Origin of the sequence: Martelella sp. NC20 (assembly GCF_013459645.1) — a bacterium.
Classification (GTDB): Bacteria; Pseudomonadota; Alphaproteobacteria; order Rhizobiales; family Rhizobiaceae; genus Martelella.
In genome coordinates this window covers 2,475,787-2,497,112 of the sequence record NZ_CP054861.1, presented here as the reverse complement: position 1 = coordinate 2,497,112, position 21,326 = coordinate 2,475,787, and the positions used below count along the sequence as shown (strand labels likewise).

The window sequence follows — 21,326 nt, the reverse complement described above, 5'->3', positions numbered from 1 at the left end:
AGCGAGGGAGTGCGAATATGGCAGAAAGTGTTGCCCAGCTTTTCAGGGTGTTCAGCGACACCCATCAGTTTCTGGGCGGGATGACCTCCGAGCAGAAAGAGCAGCTCGCAGCGCTTGCCTCGGTCAGGAAGTTCGCCAACCGCCAGCCGATCGCCAGGCTTGGTGCCCCCGTGGACGGAATTTACTTCATTATCCGCGGCAGCATCAGGCTGGAGAACATCGTTGAAAGCGGAGACCGGTTTCTATCCGGAGATCTGATGGCCGGCGACGTTTTCGGGTTCCTGTCCGTGCTCGATGGCAAGCGCCCGAGCCATCACGCCACCTCGAATGGCGCATGCACGGCCATTTTCGTTCCGGCCCATCAGTTCAGGGAGTTTATCTTCTCCGATCTTGAACTGACAAAGGCGATGCTTCAGTTCATGTGTCTGCGTGTTCGGATGTCATTGATATCGTTCAATCGTTTTGCTCCGGGCAGCCTCACCGCCCGCGTTGCGCGCTGCCTCCTGAACTATATCGACCAGCTTGGATTTCACCCTGAAAAAACGAACCGAAAGCAGATCGCGATCAATCAATATGATATCGCCGCGATGCTGGCGGTCTCCCGACAGAGTGTTCACAGGGTGCTCAAGGAACTTGAGGCGGACGGCATCTTGGAGGTCGGATACAATTCCATCGATATCCACGACCTGCCGAAACTGAGAAGCCTTCAGTCAACATGAACCGCGCTATATCGCGGCCCGGAACCTCGCCACCGTTTCCGCGATGCGGCTATGGAATGCGGGATCGGAGACCGGTATTTCCTGTTCCAGCGCCAGGAACGCGTCGATCAGCGCGGTGGCGACGATAACGCCGTCGGCGACGCTCGCAACGCCCGCCGCCATCTCCGGCGTCTTGACGCCGAAGCCGACCATGACCGGAAGCCGGACCTGGCGACGGCAGCGTTCGACGGCTTCCGCAATCGCATCCTGCGAGGCCGAGGGGCCGCCGGTGGGGCCGACGACCGGTATGCAATAGAGAAAGCCGCCGAGCCCCGGCTGATCCGCTGCGAAATCCCTGGCCTCCAGCGTCGGCGCTGCCAGCGGGATCATGTAGAGCCCGTGGCGGGCGAGCGCCTTCAACAGATCGCCTGCCTCGCGGAGCGGAAGGTCGGCGGCGATGATGCCGTCAATCCCGGCCTCGGCCGCCTTTTGCGCAAACCGCTCATAGCCGAGCGCGACGATCGGATTGGCATAGCCCATCAGCACCAGCGGGGTCGTGTCGTCCCCGGTCCTGAAGGCCGTGCAAAGTTCGAAGGTCTTCGAAAGATTGCCGCCGGCGGCGAGCGCGCGCCGGTTCGCCTTCTGGATCGTCGCGCCGTCGAGGATCGGATCGGAGAACGGATAGCCGATCTCGATCAGGTCGATGCCGGCCTTGACGAATGTCTTCAGCCGGGCGAGGCTTTCCCCGAATGTCGGATCGCCGCCGACCGTGAACGTCGCGAACGCCTTGCGCTTCTCCCTTGCAAGCCGGGCGAACATGGCGTCGATGCGATTTGGGCGTTTGTCGGTTTTTTTCGCCATGTCAGTCATCCTGCCAGAGAATATCGATGTCCTTGTCTCCCGATGACGGCGCCATGACCACGACCACCTCATGCGGTTCCATCGTGCGCGCCACATGCTCGGCGGCGGCGAGCGCGTGTCCCGCCTCCAGGCAAAGCAGAACGCCCTCGGTTTCGGCAAGCCTGCGCACGGCGGCGCGCGCCTGCCCATCCGTCACCGAAACGGTCTCGACGCGTCGGCGCTCGACCAGATCGGCAAGCTGCGGCGCGGAACCCGGATAGGCGAGCCCCGGCGCAATCGAGGCCGCCGGCAGTATCTGCCCTTCGCCGTCGGACAGAACCAGGGTCTCCGCCCCGTGGAAAATGCCGCGCTGGCCATGCTTAAGCCGGGCGGAATGCAGCGCGCCCGGTTCGCCGGAACCTGCGGCCTCGACCGCGACCAGCCGGATCGCGAGGTCGTCGACGAAGGATGAAAACAGGCCGATGGTCGAGGAACCACCGCCGACGGCGGAAAACACCGCCGCCGGAAAAATGCCGCCCTCGATGAGCTGGAGCCGGGTTTCCTTGCCGATGACCGACTGGAAGGCGGCCACCATTTCGGGATAGGGATGCGGGCCGATCGGCGCGCCGGCGAGATAGGCATCGGTTGCCGAATGGCCCATCCAGTGGCGGATCGCGGCGCTGGTGGCGGCACTCAGCGCCCGGTCGGCGTCGTCGACGATTTCGAGCTTCGCCCCGAACAGGCGCATCTTCTTCACCGCCGCCGGCTGTTGGGCGGCATCGCGCGTTCCCATGTAGATGATGCAGCCCATGCCGAAACGGGCCGCGGTGGCCGCCGCCGCGATGCCGTTCTGGCCGGAGCCGGTATCGGTCACGACGGAAGAAAGCCCCATGCGGCGCGCCAGCAGGCACTGGCCGACGGCCGAGTTGGCGTAATTGCCGCCATTGAAGGTCAGGTCGTCGCGTTTCAGCACGATCCGCGCGCCGCCGGCGCGGCTGGGAAAGGCCGGAATATCGAACAGCGGCGTCGGGCGGCCGACGAAGCGGTTGAGAAGGAAGGTCAGTTCCGTGTGGAAGGCGGGATCCGCCCAGGCCTTGCGGAACGCCGCCTCCAGCCTGTCGAGGACCGGAAGCAGGACGGGGGCGACGAACTGGCCCCCGAACGAGCCGTAGCGGCCAGGACGCGCTTCCCGTTTTTGTGTGCGCACCATGTCAGCCCCTCTCCTTTCCGGCGCGGCGGACCAGCACGGCGGCCAGGATGATGGTTCCTGTGATGATATCCTGCAGGAAGGTGGAGACGCCGAGAATGGTGAGCCCGTTGCCGATGACCGCGATGATCGCAGCGCCCACCAGCGTACCCGGCACATTGGCCTCGCCCTCACGAAACGCGGTCATGCCGAGAAACACGGCCGCATAGGCAGACAGCAGATAGCCGCCGCCGCCCGTCGGCCCGGCCGAGCCGATGCGCGCGGTCAAAAGGATGCCGACCAGCGCGGAGAACACGGCGGAGACGATGAAGGCGAACATCGTGTTGGAAACGATCCGCACGCCCGCAAGGCGCGCCGCCTCGCGGTTGCCGCCGATCGCGTAGAGCCTGCGTCCGATCTCGAACTTGTCGAGGATCAGCCAGGCCAGGATGGCGATGCCGATCAGCCACCAGGTCAGCGTAGGAAGACCAAATGTGCGGCCGCGGCCGATATCGCGGAAGCCCGCCGGAATGTCGCCGAACAGCGTCGCGCCCTCGCTGAGCCAGAAGGTGATGCCGCCGACGATCGTGCCGACCGCCAGCGTGGCGATGAAGGACAGCACCTCGAAACGCGCAACCACGAAGCCGGAGACCATGCCGAACACGGAAGCCGCCGCGAGCACGATCACGCAGGCAAGCGGGGCCGGTACGCCGAGCTTGAACAGGACGACCACGAAAATCCCGCCGAACGACACGATCGAGGCGGTCGAAAGATCGAACTCGCCGACAGCCATGACGACGGTCGCGCCGATCGCGACGATGGCGAGCAGGGTCATCTGCTGGGTGATGTTGATCAGGTTGTTCACCGAACCGAACGCATTGGGAGACGCGATCGAGAAGGCGACGATGATGACGACAAGCGCGGCGAGCGTGCCGTAACGTCTGACGAGACCGGTCATGCTGCGGGGTCTTTCCGTGATTGATGTTGAAAGGCGGCGTCGATGATGCGCGCGGGCGTGAGCGCCGCGCCGGCAAGCTCTGCGGTCACCTCGCCGCCGGCGAGCACGAGAACGCGGGTGGAGAGCGCCAGCAATTCGTCCATGTCGGAGGTCGTCATCAGCACCGCCGCGCCCTCATCGGCGAAACGGCGCGCGACCGCGTGGATTTCCGCCTTCGCGCCGACATCGACGCCGCGCGTCGGCTCGTCCAGAATGAGAAGCCGGACCGGCCGTCCGAGCCAGCGGCCGAAAAGCAGTTTCTGCTGGTTGCCGCCCGACAGCGTCAGCGGTTTGGCGAAGGGCGAGCCCATCTTGACCGACAGCGCGTCACGCACCTGTTCCGCCCGGCGCTTCAGTGCGGAAACGCTGGTCCAGGGCAGGTCGGAGGAAGCGCGCACGGAGGCAAGATTGGAAATCGCAAGATTTTCGGCAATCGTGCGGCTCACGATCAGCCCCTCGTGGCGGCGATCCTCCGGCACGTAGGCGCCGCCGCGCGCGATCCGGTCGCCGATGCGGCCCGGACGAAGCACTTTGCCTTCAAGGCTGATTTCGCCCTCGCCATGAGGCGTCGCGCCCCAGACGATCTTCATCAGCGAAGACCGGCCCGCGCCGACAAGGCCGTAAAGGCCGAGGATTTCGCCGGCCCGGATATCGAAGGAAACCCGCGAGCCATGCGCGCCGAAAGGCAGGTCGCTGACCTTCAGCACGGTCGGAGCGCCAACCGTCATCGAAGCCGGCGTCAGCCGCACTTCCTCGCGACCGGACATCAGGCGCACGAGGCCGGCCCGATCGATATCGCCGATGGCCCCTGCCCCGGCAGTCGCGCCGTTTCTGAGCACGGTGAACCGGTCGCAGATTTCCATGACCTCGTCGAGCCGATGGGAGATGAAGATAACGGCGACGCCGCGTTCGGCAAGCCGCGCAACCGCCCGGTATAGCCGCCGCGCCTCGCCATCCGACAGCGAGGCCGTGGGCTCGTCCATCACCACCAGTCGCGCCGGTTCGCCGATCAGCGCGCGGATGATCTCGACAAGCTGTTTCTGGCCAGTGGTCAGCCGTGCCGCCGGCACGTCGAGCGGCAGGTCGGGCGCGATATCGCGGGCGGTCTCGGCGATCTCGGCAGCCATTTGTCCGCGGTCGATGAACGGGCCGCGTTTCGGGTAGCGCCTGCCGACAAAGGCATTCTCCACCGCCGTGAAATGCGGCACCAGGCTCAGTTCCTGATGGATGAAGCGAAAGCCGAGCGCCTCGGCATGGCGGACATTCTCGATTGCGACCGGCTTGCCGTCGATCAGGATCTCGCCCGCATCCGGCGCGATCAGGCCGGAAAGCGTCTTGATCAGGGTCGACTTGCCGGCGCCGTTTTCGCCCAGAAGCCCGTGCACGGAGCCTGCCTCGACCGCAAGATCAGCGCCGGCAAGCGCGCGCGCGCCGCTGAAGCGCTTTTCAAGCCCTGTGATGCTCAGCAACATGTTGATTGCCCCGTGAAATGTGAGAGACGGAGCCGCCGGCATCGGCAGCTCCGGTTTTAAAACGGCGCGTCAGGGGCAGGTCACGCCGAGCGTTTCCGGCGTGATCATGACCGCCGGCACGTAGATTTCATCGCTTTCGGCCGCGCCGCCGCCGAGGATTTTTTCAAGCTCTTCGGCCCCGACCGCCGCCATGCCGGGGAAATCCTGGCGGAAGGTCGCCTTGTAGTGGGTGCAGGACTTGATCATGTCGACGGCCTGTTCGTTGCCGTCAATGCCCATGATGATCAGGCTGGAATCCGGCAGTTCCGATTCCGTCGCCAGTTCCGCGCCGATGCCCGGATCGTCGAAGGCGGCCCAGACGCCGTCGATCTGATCGCCATATTGGCGCAGGATGTTTTCCATCGCGATGCGGCCGTCATCGACCGGGCCCGGCACCTTGACGAAATGATCGGCGATCACCTTGATATCCGGGTATTTCTCCAGCGTCGCATCGAGACCCAGCTCGCGCTGGTGAACGCCCGGATGGGCGGAGTGGAAGAACTTGACGATATTGCCCTTGCCGTCCAGCGCCTTGAACAGCGCCTCGGAAAGCTGGGTGCCGAGCTCGAAATTGTTCGAGGTGACGTTGACATCGACATTGTCGTGCTTCGAGCCGTCGAGCGAGATCACCGGAATGCCGGCATCCGCCGCCATGTCGACCTGATCGCCGACCTGGCCCGGATCGGTCGAGATCAGCACGATGGCGTCGGCCTTGGCGTTGACCGTGTCTTCCATGCGCGAGGCGAGTTGGCCGAAATCGTTGCGCGTGTCGATGATGGTCACGTTCCAGCCGCGTTTCTCGCCTTCCGCCTTGAAGCTTTGCGCCATCTCATTGGTCGGGATCGAGCTGATATAGGGGGTGAGAATGGTGACATCGGTCGCGAATGCGGCGGTTGTTCCGGCAAATGACAGCGCGAGCGCTGCAAGGGTTGTTCCGATCAGTTTCATGTGACTGTTCCTCTCGTTTCTTTGGCTCATGTCTGACCCGTTAGCGGGGCGGGTCGCCCGTTTCGATGATTCCGATGGGTTTCAGCGCATCGATGGCCTTGATATAGGCCTCGAACATGCGGTCATAGCGCCGCGCCCGGCGCGGGTCGGGCTCGAACACGGTCTGGACCGAGGTCATGGCCGGAACGGCCTCCGCGATCGTCGCAAACGCCCCGACGCCGACCGCCGCCATGATGCCCGCGCCAAGACAGCCGACGTCATTATAGGAGAACCGGTGAAGCGCCACGCCGAGACAATCGGCACGGATCTGGCTCCACAGATCCGAGCGCGCGCCGCCGCCGCCATAAAGCAGCCATTCGGGGCGGTAACCCGCCGCCTCGGTCAGCGAATTGAACAGATGCCGGGCCGAGAGCGCCACCCCCTCCAGCACCGCGAGCGCGAATTCCGGCCCGCTTGTGCGGCTGTCGAGGCCGATGAACGAGCCGCGGATATCGGCGTCCCACAACGGCGCACGCTCGCCTTCCAGATGCGGCAGGAACAGCACCGGCCGGCCATCGCGGTCGGCCTTTCCGGCAAGGGCCGCGACATCGGCCGGCTCGACGCCCACGGTGCGGCTCCACCAGCGCAGCGAATCCGCCCCGCTCTGCGTCGGTCCGGCATTGACGACCAGATCATCGACGGCGGCGAAGGTGACAACGCCCGGCGCGCCGATGCGTCTTTCGCCCGCAAGCGCCAGAATTTCGCTGGTGCCGCTGACATACATGCCCTGCCCGGCCCTGAACACGCCGCAGCCGAACAGATTGCCCCAGGCATCCATGGTGCCCACGATCACCGGAACGCGGCGGGCGTGGCTGCCAAGCGCCATCTCGCCGGCGATATCGGTGAAGAAGCGAAGCGGCGGCAGCCGTTCGGCAGCACCCTCGACGCGGGCGATCAGCGGATCGATATAGCTGAGATCGAGACCGACATGGCCGAAGGACGCGATCGGATCGGCAACCGCCGTTCCCGTCAGCCGCAGCAGGCAATAATCCTTGGGCGACAGCACGTAGCGGGTCTTTTCCCAGAGGTCCGGATGATGCTTTTGAAACCACATCATCCTGGCAAGCGCATGGCTCGCGCCGATCGGCATGTCCGCGCCCCACCATGCCTTTTTCTCTTCCGGCGAGATCGTCCTGTCGAGCGCCTCGGCCTCGCGCGCGGCCCGCACGTCCTGCCAGACGATGGCGGGCGCGAGCGGGTTTCCCGCCGCATCCACGAACACATCGGTGTTGACCTGGCTGCAAAGCCCGACGGCAACCACCCGCTCCGGGTCGCGACCGTCAAGCAGGCCGTCAATCGCGTCTCGCACGCCATCGAGCCAGTGCTGCGGGTCCTGCTCGACGAGGCCCGGGCCGGGCCGTTCGGTCGGATAATTCCGGCTCCAGTGATCGACCACCGCGCCGCCAAGGGTGAAAAGTCCGGCCTTGACGGCGGTCGAGCCGATATCGAAGCCGATCACATAGGCATCGTCACGCATCGAGCCCGCTCCTGAGATCACGCAACAGCTCCCGCAGCGCATCGCCGCCGGCAAGGGCTGCGCGCAGCACCTTTGATCCGACGATGACGCCATCGGCGCCGAGTTCCATCGCCTGGCGCGCCTGCCCGCCGCCCGAAATGCCGAAACCCAGAAGGATCGGCTTGCCGGCGCCCGCCGCGCGCAGCCGCGCGATGCGCCCGGCGCTTTCGGGATCGAGCGTTTCGCGTGGTCCGGTCGCGCCCGCATGCGCCTGCAGCATAATATAGAAACCGGCGTCGCGCGCGCGCTGCATGGCCATTTCATCCAACGGCAGCGACAGAAACGGCGAGAGCGCTACCCCGGCGTCTGTGGCAGCCCGTTCCAGCCGCGCCGCCAGCGGATCGCCTTGCCTTGCCACCACCAGAAGACTGTCGAGCCCGCGCCAGAGACCGGCATCGCCAAGCCCGGGATGGGCCGGATCGGCATAGGTCATCAACAGCGCGCGCGGCGGATTTCGAAACCGCGCCAGCCGCTCCAGAACCGCGTCGAGATCCGCCCGCCAGCGATTGCGATCGGCGCGCAGCATGGACTGGCGGACATCCGGCCCGTCGAGGAAGGGATCTGGCGAGGCCATGCCGATCTCGATGACGTCGACGCCCTCGCCGGCATAGATATCGAGGAGCTCGGTGGAGACCCGGGCATCTCCCAACGGGAAATAGCAGCTCAGAAGCGGCGTTGCCGGCAAGCCCCGCCCGCCCGTCCTGCTTTCCTGTATCTCGATACCGGCATTCATTGCCAATCCGCCTCGCCGTCCATTTTCCAAACCGGCGTCCTTCGCCGTTGCTGGGGAAGATGCGGCAATGTCACGCGGTTGTCATCCCGCGCGCGGGCTTCGATCCGCGCCGGACGCTGATTTATGCAGAATGTGGATAAGGCGCGCATCGAAACGCCGCCGGACCAAGGCGGCAGCCGTCTTCAGTGCCGGCTTTTGCTATCCTGAGATGGCAGAATGCCGAAGAAGGCACGATAGGTGGACGAGAACCGGCCGAGATGGCGGATGCCGACGCGCCGGGCCGCATCGCTGGCCGCAACACCCTCCTCGACGATGAGCCGGCGGGCCTCTTCCACCCGGACCCTGGTCAGCATCTCGTAGGGCGACTTCTGGTAATGGCGCTGGAAACCCTCATAGAGAGCGCGTTCCGAGACGCCGGTTTCCCGGGCGATCACCGACATCGACAGCCGCTCGCTGAACCGGGCATGAAACATCTCCATCACCCGCTTCACGTGACGCGGCGTGGCGCTCAGGCGGTCGGGAACCACCGAACGGCCGTTCAGATATGGAACATTGCCTAAAATCAGGTCGATGATCCGGTCGGTAATCGCCTCGCGCTGCGGGTCGTCCTCGTCGCCTGCGCCATCCGAAAGGTCGGCCGCCAGCACCTGAAAGGCCTCCAGAAGCCGCCTTCCGTGGGCCGTCTCCAGATTGATCACCGGGTCGAAGATCGGGGTTTCGGCGCGGTCGCGATGGGTCAGGCGGGCAATTCGTTGTTCGAGACGACAGCGGTCGATCTGGAGCATCCACTGCCGGGTCGCGGACTGCCAGCGCGACCGGAACCGAGGGCCGGGCGAGAGCAGCAGCGCCTGCCCCGGCGCGGAATTGATCTCGGCATTGCCAAAATCGATCCGCACCCCGCCACTCAGCGGCATTTCGAGCATGTAGAATTCTTCGAAACCACGGGCGCTGACCTCGATCTCGGCGCCATATTCGAGACGGTTGAAAGCCCCGCAGGCGGTTTTGACGGCGTGGTGGCGGAAGCCGACCTGACGGCCGGCATAGACCTCAAGGCGATGATCGCAGAACGACCGGGTCATGTAGTATTCGGCCTCGAGCGGATCGCTCGCCCTGTAGCTCACGCTGTTCTCCAATTTCACCCCTCCAGGACATGCGGCCCCCCTGCCGCTGCGAACAAGAATATTGAAACAATTCGTGGCATCAAGTCCAGCGCGGCACAATCATCGCAGATGGTCGCCACAGGATTGGCGAACACGGCCGCCTGCGAGTTTTCCGTCACCCCGGCCTTGAGCCGGGGTCCAGGGCCATGCGGAGAACGCTTCCTCCTGTTCGAAGATAGAAGGAGAGACATCGCCATGCCGCCCTGGATGCCGGCTCAAGGCCGGCATGACGGAGTTTGTTGTCGTAGCCCTATGCCGCAAGCCGGGAGAGGTAGGCGTCCGCTTCCTCGGGAACCGCGAACCACGGGAAGAAGTCGCTCGGATCGTTGAAGCCGTTGGCGATGCGCCTTGCAAGCTCCGGATAGGCCTGGGCCGAACCCATGATGTTGAGCACATGGGGCGGCGGCGGGGCCAGAAGCGCATTGGTCCATCCGACCACAAACTGCGCGTAGGACCAGTAGGCCTCGAAGGTCGCGACCATGAAGGCCTCGTCGAAGGCGTTGTCGCCATGGGCAAGGATCGCGTCGAGATAGCATTTCGCCGCCTTGGAGGCGTTGTTGGACCCCTGCCCCGTGATCGGGTCGTTGAGGCAGACCGCATCGGCGAGACCAAGGACGATGGCCCCGGATGGCAGATGCCCGACCGGCTTGCGCACCGTGGGCGGAAACGCGCCGGCGAGAATGCCGTTGTCGTCGGTCAGCGCGATATCGGTGTTGCGCTCGGCTTCCCATGGCAGGAAAGTGTCGAGGATCCATTTCGACTTCGCCAGATGCTCCTCCGGCGATTTCACATCCTTCCAGCAATCCATCGGGCCGCCGGGAATGCCCTCGAACACCATGATGTCGCACGGGCCTGACACCGTCAGCGCCGGAAAGGTGAAATATTCCCCGACCGTTGGAATGAGGTTGAAGCTGACCGCCGAGTGATCGGGGCGCGCCGCCATGCCGGTGACATAGGTCAGCGCCAGCGCGCGCTGCGGCCTGTCATAGGGCGAGCGCTCGGCGTCACGCTCGAACATCCTTGCGATATCGCCCTTGCCGGCGGCGACGATCACGAGGTCGCTTTCCTTGGCATAGGTCTCGAGATCGTCAAGGCTTGCGTCATGGATCACCATGTCGCCGCCGAGACGGGTGAATTCCTGCATCCAGCGCGGGATCTTCACCCGCTGGTCGACGCTCTGGGCGTAATTGTCGAGCTTGCCGTTCCAGTCGATTGCCTTGACGCCGGGCGCATCCGGTGCTGGGACCGTGAAGTTGATGGAATCGACCGTCGGACAATCGGCCTCCCAGAAATTGATCCCGAGATCGCGTTCGTTCTGAAGCGCGGCATCGAACATGCACTGGCTGGAAAGGACCTTGCCGTTTTCGATCTCCGCGCCGGTGCGGTTCTGCACGATGCGCACGTCATGGCCGGCCTTCAGCAGGCCGATGCCAAGCTGAAGACCGGACTGGCCGCCGCCGATAATGGTGAAATGCCTGGATTTGGTCATGTCGTTCCCCTTTTCGTAGATTGTTTTGTTGCGGTATCAGTCCATCAGCAGCGGGATCGCAGGCTCGGCCTGTTCCGGCCCCATCGCCGTATAGCCGCCGTCGACGCGGATATCCGTGCCGGTGATGAAGCTCGCGCTGTCGGAGAGCAGGAAGGCCACCGCCTCGCCGACCTCGTCCGGGTTGCCGGTGCGCCCAAGCAGATGAAAGGGCTTTGCGACGCTATCGGCCTTGGCGCGGGTGTCGTGGGTCAGTTCGGCCATGATGTTGGACCATGTCCAGCCCGGCGAGACCGCGTTGACGCGAATGCCGTCGGGCGCGAGGTCCATCGCCTGGTTGCGCGTCAGTTGCAGGATTGCCGCCTTGGAGACCGGGTAAACCCAGCGCCCGGTCTGGGCGACGCGGGCGGAAATCGAGCCGAAATTGACGATCGCGCCCTTGTTTTCGGCAAGATGGCCGCGCGCCGCCTGCATCAGCATCACCGAGCCGACGATGTTGACGTCGAGCGCGGCAAGCCAGTCGGCGCGGCTGGTCTCCGCCCCCTCGTCGAGATAGGTACAGGCGACGTTGACGAGATAATCGAGCCGGCCGGTGGCCTCGACGGTCCTTGCAACCAGCGCGGCGATGTCGTCGTCCTTGGTGATATCGGTGGCGATGAAACGCGCGCCGGCGGCGGCTGCCGCCCTTTCGCCGGCCTCGGCATTGATATCGGCAATCACGACGTTCACGCCGTAGCCCGCAAGCACCGTTGCGACGCCCTGGCCGATCAGCGTCGCGCCGCCGGAAATGATGGCCGTCCTGCCGTTCAGACCTTTCATGATGGCTTCCCCTTCATTGTTGCAATGGAATGCGAAAATTCAGACCGGCGATGCCGCCAGACAGGTGGTCAGGAAGGCGCCGTCGCCATAAAGCAGCGGCGGCGCCTCGCCATCGGCGCAGCGCGTCGCCTCGACCTTGCCGATCAGGATCATGTGGGTGCCGAAGACAACACTCTCCGCCAGCCGGCAATCGAAGCTGACGGCGGCATCGGCGAGAACCGGCGCGCCGGTTTCCGCGACGCCCCAGTCGCCAACGGCGAACCGGTCCTCGCGCTGATGGCCGGTGCGGCCCGCAAAGGTTTCGGCGACGGCGCGCTGGTCGGTGGCCAGCACGTTGACAGCGAAGACGCCGCGCTGCTCCACGACCGCCGCGATCGAGGTCTCGCGATTGACGCAGGCCACCAGCGAGGGCGGGTCGGTCGACAGCGAACAGACCGCCGTTGCGGTGATCCCGCAGCGCCGCCCGTCGGCATCCAGCGATGTGATGATGGTCACGCCTCCGGCAAGACGACGCATGCCGGCGCGGAAAAGCCCGCTTCCCATTCTGTTGTTCCCACGATTGCGAATGGATTTCCCATTCATTTTATGTTTAAATTAATCATCCGCCGAACCTGACGAACCGCAATCCGGATTGCGCAATGCCTTGTCCGTTTTCGGCAGACGTGCCTTGTATTCGATTGGGAACGCCCGATGATCGATGCGCCTGCGCCGCCTTTGAAACGTCATGGCCTTGTCGACACCCGCAGCGTCGACGAGGCGCGCGAGGCGATCGGCCGCATCTTCTGTCCCCATTTCCTGAACGTGCGCGACAGGCATGCAAGCGGGTTCCACGCCGTCCACAACGCCGTCGAACAGCCGGGCTATTCGGTCAATTTCGTCTCATACGGCGCCGAGGTTGAAATCGATCCCGGAGAACTGTCCGATTTTTTCCTGCTGCAGCTTCCGGTCCGCGGCGCCGCCCATGTGCGGTGCGGCACCCGCGTCACGGAAGCCGAAGCGGGCCGACGCGCATCGCTGCTGTCGCCGACGCTCGCCTCGCGCATGGTCTGGCGGGATGATTGTGAAAAGCTGATCGTGCTGATGCGCCGGCAGGTGGTCGAGGATTTCTTCGAGACGCTGACCCATCGCGCGCTGACGCCGCTCGAATTCGAGCCCGGCGTCGACCTGACCACGCCCGTCGGGCACAGCGTCCTATCCCATGCACGCCTGCTGTTCGAGGCGGCCGAGGGCGGCGCAGCCCTGCCGGATTCCTACCGCGTTATGCTGCGCGACGGGCTGCTCTCGCTGCTCTTGAACGGGCTTGAGAACAACCGCTCCGACATGCTGCGCGCGCCCGTGGCGGCGGCCGGGCCGCTATCGGTGCAGAAGGCCGATGAGTTCATAAGGACGCGCGCCGCCGATACGATCGCCATGGCGGATATCGCGGCCGCCGCCGGCCTGCCACTGCGCACCCTGCAGGACGCCTATCGCAAGGCGCGCGGCCACACCCTTTCGGACGGCGTGCAGAAGGCCCGCCTGCAGAAATTGCGCGAACTGCTTCTCAAGCCCGGCCCGGAGCTTTCGGTCGCCGACGCGGTGCTGGCGTCGGGTTTCGGCCATCTCGGACGCGCCGCATCGGCCTATCGGATGGTCTATGGCGAAAGCCCGTCGGAAACGCTCCGACGCACGAGATCGGCGTGAGCGCGACGGGACCCTGAACCGGTCAGATGTGCTATCCAGCCCGTCCGTCATGTCATCACAGGCGCGGAGACGGTTTCCACCTTTGCCGGACACGCTCCAGCAACCAGTCGGCCAGCGCCCTGGCGGCGCGGCGGTTCATGCCGTGCTGGGACAGCGTCAGATAATAGACCGAGGCGTGGTCGATCCGGATGTCGGACAGGCGCACCAGTTCGCCGCGTTCGAGATAGGGTTCGATCAGCGCTTCCCGGCAGAGCGCAACGCCAAGGCCGCTGAGCGCCGCATCGCAGATCAGCGCCGAACCGGAGAAGAACAGCCGTCTCTCGCCGCCATCGTTCTGCGCCTCCATCCCGGCGGCGGCAAGCCATGTGCGCCACATCCGCATGTCCTCGTCATGCAGCAGCGTGGCGCGGGCGATGTCGGCTTCGCTCCCGATCGCATGGCGGGCCCGATAGGACGGCGCGCAAACCGGGATCGCCGCGCCGGGAATGATCGGCTCGGCGCCCGCGGGAATCTGGCCATCGAGAGAAAAGCCGATCAGCAGGTCGGGTTCCGGGCTGACCGGCTGGTCCGAGATATGTTCCTGGACATAGACGGAAACCTCCGGGTGCCCCACCATGAAGGTTTCGATCTCGGGCAGCAGCCAGTTGGGGATGACGAAGCGCAGCGCGGCGATCGAGACCGGCAGTCTTTCGCGCATGGTCAGGCGGTCGATCTCGTGCCGGATCGCGCCGAAGCTCTCGTTGATGACCTGCGCCAGACTGTCGCCCGCCTCGGTCAGCGCCGTCTGCCTTCCGTCGCGCCGCATCAGCCGGATTCCGGCCCAGTCCTCGATCTGTTTCAACTGATGGCTGACGGCGGAATGGGAGACGTTCAGCGCCCGCGCCGTCGCCGTCACCGATCCGCTCTGCTGGAAAGCCTCCAGCGTCTTCAGCGCCCTGAGCGGCGGCAAGCGATCCTGTGCCATGTCGGTCTCTCCTGGCTGGCGCAAAAATATGTTAGTTTTATAGACGAGAAGGGGAAATTTTGTACTTTTTTTGTCGAATTTCTCATCTTAGCCTGTGGTTGATCTGTTTTTCAGCTCTGCCGCTTTCGCAGGCATTGCAATCTGGCCGGAGGGAGCCGCATGACCAAGACGACAGTCGAGACTGGCGACCCTGCAACCATCCGTCTCGCGATGGCGCAGATGTGCTCGTCGAACACGCATGCGCGCAATATCGAGATCGTCACAGGCCTTGCCGCCGAGGCCCATGCGGCGGGCGCCGAGCTTCTGGCCCTTCCGGAGGCCTCCGGCATGGTCAACAAGGATGTGGCGTCGGCGCGCCTCTCCGTCACCGACGAGGCGCAGGATCCGTTTCTCGCCGCCTGCCGCGAGCTTGCCGCGAAATACGGGCTCTGGATTCACACCGGCTCGACGCCGCTTGCAGGCGCGGATGGCGGCCGGTTTTCCAACGCCAGCCACCTGATCGACGGCAGCGGAGCGGTTGTCGCGCGCTACGACAAGATCCATCTTTTCGATGTCGATCTGCCGGGCGAGGTCTCGCGCCGCGAATCCGACCGCTACGCGCCGGGCAAGGAAGCCGTGCTCGCCGAAACGCCGTGGGGGCCGTTCGGCATGTCGGTCTGCTACGATGTCCGCTTCCCCCATCTCTATCGCGACTATGCCCATGCCGGCGCAACGATCCTGTTCATCCCGTCAGCCTTCGCGATGTCGACGGGAGAGGCGCACTGGCCGACGCTGCTGCGCGCCCGCGCCGTCGAAAACGGCTGCTATGTCGTGGCTGCCGCCCAGTGCGGCCATCACGATGACGGGCGCGAGACCTGGGGGCAATCGATGATTGTCGATCCGTGGGGCACGGTGGTGGAAGACATGGACAAGCGCATCGGGCTTGCGATCGCCGATCTCGATCTTTCGCGCGTCGAAAAGACCCGCCGCTCCATTCCGTCGCTCCTCAACGAGCGCGACTACAGCTTTGACCCGGAGGCGACGCGCCGGAGGCGAAAGACCGCCTGAAGCGTCGCAACAGCATCGTCAGCAAAACAGTGGGCCCTCGGCCCGCGCCAAGAAACGACTTTCAGAGGGATTGCATACCATGTTGAAACGAAGAACGCTTCTGACCTCCGCCATGGTCTTCCTGGGCGCCGGCGTATCGCCTCTTGCGACAGTGCCGGCCTTCGCGCAGGAGGATACGCGCCCGGACTTCGCCTTTGCCGTCGACAATCTCTGGTCGACGCTCGACCCGGTGATCGGCCTTTCGACCACGGGCGGCCGGGTTTACGGCAATGTCTTCGATACGCTGGTCAGGCGGAACTATTTCGAGGACCCGGAAGGCAACACCATCATCCCCGGTCTCGCCACGAGCTGGGAACAGGTGACGCCGACCACCTGGCGGCTGCACCTGCGCGAAGGGGTGACCTTCCAGAACGGCGATCCGATGACCGCCGAAGACGTCGCGTTCTCGCTTTCCGAGGAGCGCCTCTGGGGCGAGAAGCCGCTGGCGCCGCGCGGCAAGAATTATGCGCGCGGTCTCGTCGGCGTCACCATCGTCGATGACTACACGGTCGATCTCGAGACCGCCTATCCGGACGCGACCTTCATCAACCGCCTGACGACGCCGATCGGCTATGTCCTTCCTAAGGACTATTATGAAAGCGTCGGCACGGAGGCCTTCGGCCAGAAGCCGATCGGGACCGGCCCTTACAAGATCACCGATTTCGATCCCTCCGACCACGCCGTCGCCGTGGCCTATGACGACTACTGGGATGGCGCGCCGCCGCTGAAGAGCGTGACCTGGAAGATCGTTCCCGAGTTCTCGACCCGCTATGCCGGCCTGGCGTCGGGCGACTACGACCTGATCATGAGCGTTCCCATCGACCAGATGGATGCGGTCGAAGCCACCGACGGGATCCATCTGATCGTCGACCAGATCGGCAATTATCCGATGTTCGCCTTCAACACGCTCACCATCGAGGGGATGGACGACAATCCGCTGGTCGACGCCAATCTGCGCAAGGCGATGGTTATGGCGATTGACCGCGACGCCATTACCGAGGCGCTCTGGAACGGCATGACGTTCACGCCGACGCCGTTCAACTTCCCGGAATACGGCCGCTATTTCGACCCGGACCGCAAGGCGACCTACGGCTTCGACCCGGAGCGCGCGGCCGAGTTCCTGGCCGAAAGCGACTATCAAGGCCAGCCGCTGATCTGGAACATCGTGCGCGGGTTCTACCCCAATTACGAGGCGGCCGCCGAATACATGGTCGAGATGTGGCGCGATATCGGCATCAATGTCGAGCTCAACATCGTCGACAATTTCTCGCTCGCCTATCAGCGCCCGTTCCACATGCTCAACATGTCGATGTCGTCGGAATTCACCGGCGACCCCTACCGCCCGCTCTGGCTCGACTGGGGCCCCTCATCGAGCCGCGTCACCGCCGCCCACAAGACCTGGACGCCGACGGAAGCCTTCCTCGCCGATGGCGAGCGCTTCGAGCGGGCGCAGACGTTTGAAGACAAGAACGCGGCCTATCTCGATCTTGTAAAGGACTGGGAAGACGTCACGCCGGGCATGTATCTGTGGCGAAACGTCCAGACCTTCGCCATGAGCGACAAATACGAATGGGATCCGGGCAGTTCGCAGCTGACGATCTTCACCAGCGACTTCCTGACGATCGAACCCTAGGAAACGCCGGTGACTGACAGTCAGTCCGACCTGCTCGAAATCCGCGGCCTGACGATTTCGCTGCCGGAAGGCGCGGACCGCGATCATGCGGTCCGTGGCCTCGACCTTTCGATCCGTCCGGGCGAATGCGTTTGCCTGGTCGGCGAGAGCGGCTCGGGCAAGTCGATCACGGCGCAGGCCTTGCTGGACATGCTGCCGCGCGGCCTCGATATGACCGCCGGCGAGATCATGTTCGAGGGCGCTCCGCTTCCGGCCGGCGATCCCTCCGCCATGCGCCGGCTCAGGGGAGACCGGATCGGCCTGATCTTCCAGGAACCGGCGGCGACCCTCGATCCGGTGATGACGGTCGGCAAGCAGATCGAGGAATTGCTGCTGGTCCACGGCATGCGTTCGGCGCGCGCGCGCCGTGCCCGCGCCATGGAGATGATTACGTCCGTCAGGCTGGCCGATCCCGAACGGATCCACAAATCCTACCCGCACCAGCTTTCCGGAGGCCAGGCCCAGCGGATCGCAATCGCCATGGCGTTGGCGCTGAAGCCGGCGCTCTTGATCGCAGACGAGCCGACGACCGCGCTCGATGTCACCACGCAGGCGGAAATCCTGGCCCTGATCCGCGACCTGCAGGAGGCGTTCCGGGCAGGCCTGCTGTTCATCACCCACGACCTTTCCGTCGTCGCCGATATCGCCGACCGGGTGATGGTCATGCGCGAAGGCGAGGTCGTCGAAACCGGCACGCGGGATGCGATCTTCGCGGCCCCGCGCCATCCCTACACCATCCGCCTGCTTGAAAGCCTGCCGCGTCCGGGCGAAAGGGCATCCGCGGAACCCGAGAAGCCGGTGGTGCTGGAGGCGCGCGATATCGCAATCACCTATCATCAGCGCGACGGTCTTTTCGCAAACCGGGAAATCGAGGCCGTGCGCGGCGTTTCGCTTTCGCTGAAACGCGGCGAGACCCATGGCCTCGTCGGCCAGAGCGGATCTGGCAAATCCTCCCTCGTGCGCGGCATTCTCCAGCTCGAACCGCTGACCGGCGGAACGGTGCTCCTCGACGGGACCGATATCGGCGAGACCGGCATGACGCGCGCCATGCGCAAACGCATCCAGCTCGTGCAGCAGGACCCGTTCAGCGCGCTCAATCCGCGCCAGAAGGCCGGGTGGAGCGTCGCCGAGGGCGCACTGATCCACGGCGCGACACGGCGGCAGGCGGCTGAACGCGCCCGCGCGATGCTGTCGCTCGTCGGCCTGCCGGAACAGACCTTCGACCGTTTCCCGCATGAATTTTCCGGCGGCCAGCGGCAACGGCTGTGCATCGCCCGCGCGCTGGTGGTCGAACCGGAAATCCTGGTCGCCGACGAGGCGATATCGGCGCTCGATGTCTCGATCCAGGCGCAGATCCTGGCGCTGTTCGCCGCGCTGCAGAACAAGCTCGGCTTCGCCATGCTGTTCGTGACCCACGACCTGCGCGTGGCCGCCGCGATCTGCGACGACGTGACGGTGATGTATCGCGGCGAGGCGGTCGAGCAGGGACCGGCCGCGACTGTGCTGGTGACGCCGGCTCATGAGTACACCCGCACGCTGCTGAGCGCCGTTCCCGACCGGGCCGGTCGCGCGACGACATCGTCGCTTGGGCGGGCCGGCGCAATCGCGGTCACAGGGGGTGATGCTTCATGACCCGGATCATCCTGTTCCGCATTCTCCGTTCGCTGGCCACACTGCTGATCGCGGTGACGATCGTGTTCTTCTTCATCCGCCTTTCCGGAGACCCGGCCCAGGCGCTGGCGCCGCCGGACGCGCCGCCGGAAGTGGTGGAGGCCTATCGCGTCAAGCTGGGGCTGGATAAGCCCCTGCCCGTCCAATACGTCAACTACGTTCTCGGCCTGTTTCAGGGCGATTTCGGCTATTCGATCCACACCGGGAAATCGTCGCTCACACTGTTTCTCGATCGGCTTCCGGCGACGCTGCTGCTTGGCGGGACGGCGCTTGCCATCGCGGTCATTTTCGGCATTTCGATCGGCGCGGTCGCCGCGCTCAACCGCAACAGTTTCATCGACCGGCTGGTGATGGGCTTTTCGGTGTTTGCCTTTGCCATGCCGAACTTCTTCTTCGGTCTCGTTGTAATCCTGACCGGAGCGCTGGCCTTCGGCGTGTTCTTCGGCGCGGCGGCCAACGGCCAGATTTCGCTGCTCCTGCTATTGCCGCCGGCGGCAACGCTGGGGCTTGCCTCGATGGGCGCATTCGCGCGGTTCACGCGGTCCTCGTTGCTGGAAACGATCAACCAGCCCTTCATGATGGCGCTTGAGGCGCGCGGCGTTCCTGCCGCACGGCGGCTGTGGCGGCATGCGGCCCCCAACGCAGCCATCCCCATCGTCACCATGCTGGGTCTCAGCCTTGGCAGTCTCGTGGCCGGCGCGGTGGTGACGGAACAGGTCTTCGCCTGGCCGGGCGTCGGACAATTGCTGGTGCGCTCGGTCGCGACCCGCGATATCGCCGTGGTGCAGTTCCTGGTGCTGGCCGTCACCTTCTCGATGACCTTCGCCAATCTCGCGGTCGATATTCTCTACTCGTTTCTCGATCCGAGAATCCGGAGGGCTGCGTCATGAGGACCTCGCTCTTCCACGACATGCCGCTCGCGGTGCGCATCTCCGTCGGCTTCGTCATCCTGTTCGTGCTGTTCGCCCTGTTCGGCGGTTTCCTGACGCCCTACGATTTCCGCCAGACCTCGCTTCTCGACCGGTTCGAGCCGCCGGTATTTCTCGGCGGATCGTGGGACCATGTGCTCGGCACGGACGGGCGCGGGCGCGACCTTCTGGCCCGGCTTGTGATGGGCGCCAAGGTGACGCTGCTGGTCGCCGTCTTCGGAACGCTGATCGGCGCGGTGTTCGGCTCGCTTCTCGGTCTGATTGCCGGCGGAAGGCGCGGCAAGGCGGAGACGCTGATCATGATGGCGGTCGATGTCCAGGCCTCGGTTCCGATCATCATCATCGCCTTGTTCGTGCTGGCGCTGTTCAAGAGCAGCCTGTTGCTGATCGTGATCATGGTCGGCTTCAGCGGCTGGGAAAACTATGCGCGCCTTGTGCGCGCCTCCACGCTTTCGGTACGCGAGCGCGGCTATGTCACGGCCGAGCGGGTTCTGGGCGCGTCCGCCACGCGGATCTATCTGCGCTACATCCTACCCAACATTTTCAACGTCATACTGGTGCAGTTCACCATCAACCTGCCGCTGACGGTGCTTCTGGAAACCGCGCTGAGCTTTCTCGGCCTCGGCGTGCAGCCGCCGATGACCAGCCTCGGCCAGATCATGAGCGACGGGCGCGACCGGCTGATGACCTCGTGGTGGCTCACCATGTTTCCCGGCGCGATCATCTTCTTCCTGGCGCTCTCGGTTTCCATCGTCGGCGACTGGCTGCGCGACCAGCTTGACCCGACACTTCGTAGTTCGGGCCGGCAGCGAACCTGACCTGCGCCCTTCCCTTTCGACAAACGACATACAGAATGAAAGACAAGACCATGCTGATCGACGCTCTCGCCACGGGCCGGGGTCTTCCCGCCATCGAACCGAAACTCTGGGACAATGCGCGCCTGAGCGGCGTCTACCGTTCGCAACATCCGCAAAGCTACTGGAGCAATGGCCTGTTTCCGGAAGGCTTCCGCCTGACGCTGACCATGCGGTTTGCGGAGAATTTCCTGGCCTATGAGGGCGTCAACGACACCAATCCCGACAAGCTCTACATCAACAAATTCGACGCAACGCTGGATGACCGGCCCGGACCGATCGAAGGCAATGCCCGCTATAACGAAGTGCGCATCCGGCAGTTGAGCGGCCACGAATTCCAGGTTCTGGAACAGCTCGATGGCGACGTGGTCATCGGCCAGTACTGGTGCTTTTCCGAAGACGCCTCGACCCTGATGCGCTGGGGCGTCGGCAAGGCCCCAGACGGCGCCTCCAAGGCCTTCTTCGAGACGTTCGTCCGCGTTGCGGAATGAGACGGCAAACGGAAAGCATCGGAGGTATCCATAAGCGATATCAGCG

General features: G+C 64.6%; 20 protein-coding genes. 8 read left to right on the top strand and 12 right to left on the bottom strand.

All coding sequences use genetic code 11. The features are described 5' to 3' along the window. Positions 1-17: 17 nt before the first annotated feature. Entirely contained in the window at positions 18-719 is a 702-nt protein-coding gene (locus HQ843_RS11905) for a Crp/Fnr family transcriptional regulator (protein WP_180898116.1), read from the top strand. Positions 720-725: 6 nt separating this feature from the next. Here HQ843_RS11905 and trpA read toward each other — a convergent pair whose 3' ends face one another. The 11 genes from trpA to HQ843_RS11850 form a co-directional block, all read right to left on the bottom strand. Beyond that, on the bottom strand, positions 726-1,559 hold the full coding sequence (gene trpA / locus HQ843_RS11900; RefSeq protein WP_180898117.1) for a tryptophan synthase subunit alpha: 834 nt from the start codon (positions 1,557-1,559) through the stop codon (positions 726-728). A 1-nt stretch (position 1,560) separates the two neighbouring features. Continuing rightward, the gene (gene trpB, locus HQ843_RS11895) at positions 1,561-2,748 is read right to left on the bottom strand and encodes a tryptophan synthase subunit beta (protein WP_180903488.1); all 1,188 of its coding nucleotides are present in this window, start codon (positions 2,746-2,748) and stop codon (positions 1,561-1,563) included. A gap of 1 nt (position 2,749) precedes the next feature. Beyond that, positions 2,750-3,682 (bottom strand): ABC transporter permease, encoded by a 933-nt coding sequence (locus HQ843_RS11890; protein ID WP_180898118.1) that lies wholly within the window; start codon positions 3,680-3,682, stop codon positions 2,750-2,752. Then, positions 3,679-5,193 (bottom strand): sugar ABC transporter ATP-binding protein, encoded by a 1,515-nt coding sequence (locus HQ843_RS11885; RefSeq protein ID WP_180898119.1) that lies wholly within the window; start codon positions 5,191-5,193, stop codon positions 3,679-3,681. The genes HQ843_RS11890 and HQ843_RS11885 overlap by 4 nt, the downstream gene beginning before the upstream one ends. A gap of 69 nt (positions 5,194-5,262) precedes the next feature. After that, entirely contained in the window at positions 5,263-6,180 is a 918-nt protein-coding gene (locus HQ843_RS11880) for a sugar ABC transporter substrate-binding protein (protein ID WP_180898120.1), read from the bottom strand. A gap of 40 nt (positions 6,181-6,220) precedes the next feature. After that, entirely contained in the window at positions 6,221-7,696 is a 1,476-nt protein-coding gene (locus HQ843_RS11875) for a xylulokinase (RefSeq protein ID WP_180898121.1), read from the bottom strand. Continuing rightward, on the bottom strand, positions 7,689-8,468 hold the full coding sequence (locus HQ843_RS11870) for a tryptophan synthase subunit alpha (RefSeq protein WP_180898122.1): 780 nt from the start codon (positions 8,466-8,468) through the stop codon (positions 7,689-7,691). Before HQ843_RS11870 ends, HQ843_RS11875 begins: the two co-directional genes overlap by 8 nt. Positions 8,469-8,650: 182 nt before the next feature. Then, complete coding sequence (locus HQ843_RS11865) at positions 8,651-9,589, bottom strand: AraC family transcriptional regulator (RefSeq protein ID WP_180898123.1); 939 nt, start codon at positions 9,587-9,589, stop codon at positions 8,651-8,653. A 289-nt stretch (positions 9,590-9,878) separates the two neighbouring features. Continuing rightward, positions 9,879-11,117 (bottom strand): styrene monooxygenase/indole monooxygenase family protein, encoded by a 1,239-nt coding sequence (locus tag HQ843_RS11860; protein WP_180898124.1) that lies wholly within the window; start codon positions 11,115-11,117, stop codon positions 9,879-9,881. Positions 11,118-11,153: 36 nt separating this feature from the next. Beyond that, positions 11,154-11,933 carry an SDR family oxidoreductase gene (locus HQ843_RS11855; protein WP_180898125.1) on the bottom strand — a complete coding sequence of 260 codons (780 nt, stop codon included), beginning with the start codon at positions 11,931-11,933 and terminating at the stop codon, positions 11,154-11,156. A gap of 39 nt (positions 11,934-11,972) precedes the next feature. Next, positions 11,973-12,476, bottom strand: coding sequence for a flavin reductase family protein (locus HQ843_RS11850; protein ID WP_180898126.1), 504 nt, complete (start codon positions 12,474-12,476; stop codon positions 11,973-11,975). A 147-nt stretch (positions 12,477-12,623) separates the two neighbouring features. Here HQ843_RS11850 and HQ843_RS11845 point away from each other — a divergent pair, with 147 nt between their 5' ends. Continuing rightward, complete coding sequence (locus HQ843_RS11845) at positions 12,624-13,613, top strand: AraC family transcriptional regulator (protein ID WP_180898127.1); 990 nt, start codon at positions 12,624-12,626, stop codon at positions 13,611-13,613. A gap of 55 nt (positions 13,614-13,668) precedes the next feature. On the opposite strand, the gene HQ843_RS11840 is transcribed toward HQ843_RS11845, so the two are convergent. Further along, on the bottom strand, positions 13,669-14,577 hold the full coding sequence (locus HQ843_RS11840; RefSeq protein WP_180898128.1) for a LysR family transcriptional regulator: 909 nt from the start codon (positions 14,575-14,577) through the stop codon (positions 13,669-13,671). Between the two features lie 159 nt (positions 14,578-14,736). On the opposite strand from HQ843_RS11840, the gene HQ843_RS11835 reads away from it, so the two are divergent. The 6 genes from HQ843_RS11835 to HQ843_RS11810 all read left to right on the top strand — a co-directional run bounded on the left by HQ843_RS11835 (position 14,737) and on the right by HQ843_RS11810 (position 21,280). After that, positions 14,737-15,624 carry a carbon-nitrogen hydrolase family protein gene (locus tag HQ843_RS11835; protein ID WP_180898129.1) on the top strand — a complete coding sequence of 296 codons (888 nt, stop codon included), beginning with the start codon at positions 14,737-14,739 and terminating at the stop codon, positions 15,622-15,624. 79 nt (positions 15,625-15,703) lie between these two features. Continuing rightward, positions 15,704-17,296, top strand: coding sequence for an ABC transporter substrate-binding protein (locus HQ843_RS11830; protein ID WP_246710356.1), 1,593 nt, complete (start codon positions 15,704-15,706; stop codon positions 17,294-17,296). A gap of 9 nt (positions 17,297-17,305) precedes the next feature. Beyond that, positions 17,306-18,967 (top strand): dipeptide ABC transporter ATP-binding protein, encoded by a 1,662-nt coding sequence (locus tag HQ843_RS11825; RefSeq protein WP_180898130.1) that lies wholly within the window; start codon positions 17,306-17,308, stop codon positions 18,965-18,967. After that, positions 18,964-19,896: an ABC transporter permease gene (locus HQ843_RS11820; RefSeq protein ID WP_180898131.1), complete on the top strand. Its 933-nt coding sequence runs from the start codon at positions 18,964-18,966 to the stop codon at positions 19,894-19,896. The genes HQ843_RS11825 and HQ843_RS11820 overlap by 4 nt, the downstream gene beginning before the upstream one ends. Further along, positions 19,893-20,753, top strand: a complete 861-nt coding sequence (locus HQ843_RS11815; RefSeq protein WP_180898132.1) for an ABC transporter permease — start codon at positions 19,893-19,895, stop codon at positions 20,751-20,753. The genes HQ843_RS11820 and HQ843_RS11815 overlap by 4 nt, the downstream gene beginning before the upstream one ends. A gap of 35 nt (positions 20,754-20,788) precedes the next feature. Beyond that, positions 20,789-21,280, top strand: coding sequence for a hypothetical protein (locus tag HQ843_RS11810; protein ID WP_180898133.1), 492 nt, complete (start codon positions 20,789-20,791; stop codon positions 21,278-21,280). Positions 21,281-21,326: the final 46 nt, after the last annotated feature.